We start from the raw sequence: 4463 nt of genomic DNA on the forward strand, positions 1-4463 counted from the left end.
ACCTTAAAATTTAGGGGGTGGCAAGTTTTTTGTTTTTAAAGCCTTTAAGATCAAGGGATTATTAACTTTTTACTATGGAACTTTTGACAATACGGAATTGAATAAGGGAGTGGTACAATGGATTTTACTTCAAAGTTTCCATTTTCATCAGTGAAGAAATGCCCTCTTAGGTTATATCTGGGTGCATCGGCATCAAAGGCTGAATATTTTCCTGTACTGTCGTTTTGCCACATTTCCACCTTTACGCTTGCCAGCGGCATACCATCTGTATTGCTTACATTTCCTTTGAAAATCAGAATCTCTCCTTCTTCATCAGGCCGCTGAGTTAAAGTGTAGGGTTTGCCCGGTTCCTTTTCTATTTCCGGCGAACCTTCAATGAAGTAAGGTCCCAAGAGGGAAGGCTGAGTGCCCGGCTTGTCCGTATACATAGCTCTTAGTACATGTGTCTCCAGGAAAACATCCGTATAAAGAGGAAGTTCTCCAGCTCTCCCAAGTCTATCAGCCCAGTTGACGAAGTTGGTGTATTCCTCGTGGTTCAACTTTGCTTCTTTCAAAAACTCCTGCATATGCGAGATAAATAGATTAAAGACTTCTTCGACACGTTCGTTCTTTTTCACTACTTGTTTCTGCAAGATCATTACCTCCATTAAGTTAACTATTTACTTTCATCTTGTGCTTTGAAGCAGGTTAGATCTCACTGTTAAGATAGCGATTACATTTCAGTGCATATGTATAAAACAAGAAAGATAAGAATAGTCTCATACACTAAATAGGTGATAGACCAGGTACCTATAACTCTAGCACGAAAGATTCAAGTTATTCAAATTGTAACAATATTTAGTTATGTGTTATACCGCATAATCCTACTAATATATTTGAAATAGCCATACGAATAGGCTATATTGCTTTATAAAAACAAGGGAAACCCTCTCATCAGGTCCCCCATTTGTTGACATTCCTACTAAAAGCCTCCGGCATCCGGAAATTTGTACGGATCTCCATTAAATGGTTCATCAGATATTTTAATAGATTCTGTCGGGCATCCTTCATGGGCATCTTCCAAATCATCCATCAAATCCTCAGGAACAGGTGTATTCCCACTATTGTCATCCAATAGAACAAACGACAGTCCTTCTTCATTGTAATCATAAACATCGGGTGCAGCAGCCCCGCAAGCTCCGCATGCTATGCAGGTGTCTTGGTCAACAATTGTATATTTGGGCATCGGAATTTTTTCCTCCTCGCATGAAATTTGGTCTGTATATTTTTCCAGTATTGACCGTCATAAGATCATTGGCTGCTTTTCTTCCCTTTCCCTTTCCCTTTTTTCCATGATGGTTGTGCTGTGAAGCGACTGTACTCTTGCAGCAGGGTCAATAAATACTTTTGCATTGCTTACAGCTGTTGTAGCTTCTCCAAACCCGGAAGCGATTAATTTCACTTTGCCTGGATAGGTTGTAATATCACCCGCTGCATAAATCCCTTCAATATTTGTCTCCATTTTGGAGTTCGTTACAATTGAATTCTTCTCGATGTGTAATTCCCATTCCAAAATAGGACCCAATGAAGATACAAATCCATAATTGATGAGTACGTCGTCTACAGGGATCGTGATTTCGGCGTCACTCTTTGCTTCTTGCAAAATCACTTCCTTCACACGATCATCACCTAGGAACTTAATAGGATTAAATGGCGTCAATACCTCTGCTGAAGATTGCTTTAGCAACTCTACGCTGTGTTCATGAGCCCTGAACTTATCCCGGCGATGCACAACGGTAACCTGTTTGGCAATTGGTTCGAGCATTAAAGCCCAATCTACGGCTGAGTCCCCTCCGCCGAAAACGGCTACACGCTTATCTCTGAATCTTTCAAGGTTAGTAATAAAATAGTGAACATTGGAATCTTCAAACCTACTGACCTCTTCCAACTTTAATTTGCGCGGCTGGAAAGCTCCATTTCCCGCTGTGATAATAATCGTTTTAGAATAGTGAATGCTGGAGCTCGTCTCGATCCTGAAAATTCCGTTCTCTTTTTGGATAGATTGAACAGTTTGATTCAAACAAATAGAAGTATTGGAAGCAAACATGTTCATTTGCTCAATCAAATTGTTTACAAGCTCTTGTGCCCGTACCTTCGGAAAGCCAGCAACATCGTATATATATTTCTCGGGATATAATGCGCTTAATTGTCCACCTAATTGCGGAAGGCTATCGATTATTTTGGCAGTTGCCTGTCTCAGGCCAGCATAAAACGCCGTAAAGACCCCAATAGGCCCTCCGCCAATAATCGTAATATCACGCACTTCTTTGTCCTCCTGCAAGTCAATCCCTCCCTCAAACCGAAATAAGTGTATATTTTTAATTTTAAATTTACCCTTCAACCCTCACAACATACCAATAGGCTGAAAAAAAGAAGAAAAACCATACTATTCCCTTGTATTTGCCTTACATCAAGCTTGGAAGCCATAATACTAACTGGGGAAACACGATGAGTAATCCCATACAAACAACGTTTAATAAAATAAACGGGGTGACTGCTCTGTAAATCTGCCCCATGCTTACTTTATCTGCCAAAACGCCCTTCATCGCAAACAGATCCATTCCAAATGGCGGAGTGATCGTTGCCAATTGCATATTCAGCAGTAAAATGACCGAAAACCAGATTTTATCGAATCCAACCGCTCCGATTATGGGCATGAGTAATGGCAGGGTCATCATCATAATGGAAACGGGCTCCAGAAAGCAGCCAAGAATAATAAGCAGGACCTGTAAAATGATTAATACCAAAATAGGATGTATGGAAAGCTCACTGAAAAACAAGATAAGGGCTTCAGTAATTCCTGTAAAGCTGAGTAGCTGACTGAATATGGAAGCTCCCGCCATGATCATTAAAATCATAGCAGTTGTTTTTAATGTTCCATGAAGTGACTCCAACAGCAGTTTATACGTCAGTCTTTTATAGAAGGCTGCCAGGAGTACAACGGCAACTGCTCCGAGGACCGCCGATTCAGTCGGTGTAGCGATCCCTAGCATGATCAAAGCTACAATAATGGCTACAATAAGCCCAATTGGCATGATGTACTTTATTGTATCTATTATCCTTTCAGCCAAAGATACCTTCTCCACATGGTAAGAAGGAGCCAACTCCGGTTGTAGGGCACATCGTATAGTGACATAAGCAACAAAAATCAGCGCTAGTAGTAGTCCTGGAATCACAATAGCTACCAGGAAATGCCCGACAGGTATTCCCGCAAGGGAAGCAAGGATGACACCAAGCGCAGTCGGCGGGATCATTGTGGCTAATCCTGCACTTCCCAATATGGGCCCGATAGACATCTTGTGACTGTAGCCTTTTTTCTCCATTTCAGGGACTAAAAATGAGCCCAGCAAGGCGGTGCTTGCCACACTTGACCCGCTCAAAGCGGAAAATAGCGTTCCGCTCCCGACTGCCAGCAGACTCAATCGACCCGGCAGCGCACCCAACCACTTGCCAAGCGCTTCAAACACACAGGCCCCAACACCCGTCCGGAACATAATCTCTCCCATTAAAATAAACATGGGGATAGGGAGAAGAGAGAATAGACTGACAGATTGAAACATATTCATAGTCAGTAATTCCACCCCGTTGGTCCCATTCCAGAGAATAAAAACGGCGATCGTATTTACAACCAAGAAAGCAAAGGCAACAGGCATACCTATCCCGAACAAAAAAGCCAAACCTAAAAATATGAGAGTTAACACAATATACCATTCCATCAGTTTTCTCCTTTCCGTTCGGCAGGGTGCTCATTAAAGGAGTCAATCATTCGGAACAAAAATTGCAGCGAGGCAATGAACAGGCCAACCGGCACTATACCAATAAGCAGTGCTTTGGGCAGTTCCAAGACTGTCTCTGTCACTATCCCCTGGGATATTAAGTCCGCCACTTTATAAAAACCGAAAATTGTCAGTATAGCAGTAATCAAAAGTCCAATAGATGAACTGAGAATGTTTTAAGCCCTTTTATATTTAGGCGACAATCTCTCCGTAATTAAATCGAATTTGATATGGCCATCCGCTTTCAATAGCCACCCCGCTCCGCAAAAAGTTATAAAAGCAAGCATGTACTCTGTCATCTCAATCGTCCAGTCCATCCCTAAATAGAGAAAATTCCGGTTGATAATTTCAATGATCACCAGACAGCACAACCCGATAATAAGGACGATGCCGATCATGCCAAATACATCCGTCATACGATTTACTACTTTTCTCAACATCCTCTGCCTCCTTTGATTACTCCTTTAGCTATGATCCCCTGGTCGTAAGTTCTCGAAGTTTTTCCACTTTATCAGGCACCTTTTCTTCCAGATATCTCCACTCCACCTCGTAACAGACTGTCTAACAAATATTCAATTTTCAGCACTCAAACGTACTTTTTTGCTTGCAAAACTTCTAATATTGAAATTAACAAAGAGTTTCGGTGTG

The 4463-nt window shown here is 41.7% G+C and carries 6 protein-coding genes; all 6 read right to left on the reverse strand.

Going from position 1 to position 4463, the window contains the following annotated elements:
• Nucleotides 1-50: 50 nt before the first annotated feature.
• Complete coding sequence (locus JOC94_RS22350; protein ID WP_236017188.1) at nt 51-632, reverse strand: dioxygenase family protein; 582 nt, start codon at nt 630-632, stop codon at nt 51-53.
• 329 nt (nt 633-961) lie between these two features.
• Nucleotides 962-1225, reverse strand: coding sequence for a ferredoxin (locus tag JOC94_RS22355; RefSeq protein WP_205180401.1), 264 nt, complete (start codon nt 1223-1225; stop codon nt 962-964).
• Between the two features lie 57 nt (nt 1226-1282).
• Complete coding sequence (locus tag JOC94_RS22360) at nt 1283-2320, reverse strand: NAD(P)/FAD-dependent oxidoreductase (protein ID WP_205180402.1); 1038 nt, start codon at nt 2318-2320, stop codon at nt 1283-1285.
• A gap of 124 nt (nt 2321-2444) precedes the next feature.
• Complete coding sequence (locus tag JOC94_RS22365; RefSeq protein ID WP_205180403.1) at nt 2445-3755, reverse strand: TRAP transporter large permease; 1311 nt, start codon at nt 3753-3755, stop codon at nt 2445-2447.
• Nucleotides 3755-3898 (reverse strand): hypothetical protein, encoded by a 144-nt coding sequence (locus JOC94_RS22370; protein ID WP_205180404.1) that lies wholly within the window; start codon nt 3896-3898, stop codon nt 3755-3757. The genes JOC94_RS22365 and JOC94_RS22370 overlap by 1 nt, the downstream gene beginning before the upstream one ends.
• 93 nt (nt 3899-3991) lie before the next feature.
• A complete protein-coding gene (locus tag JOC94_RS22375; RefSeq protein WP_205180405.1) occupies nt 3992-4255 on the reverse strand; it encodes a TRAP transporter small permease in 264 nt (87 codons plus the stop codon).
• Nucleotides 4256-4463: the final 208 nt, after the last annotated feature.

It is taken from the genome of Siminovitchia thermophila (genome assembly GCF_016909185.1).
Lineage (GTDB): Bacteria > Bacillota > Bacilli > Bacillales > Bacillaceae_C > Siminovitchia > Siminovitchia thermophila.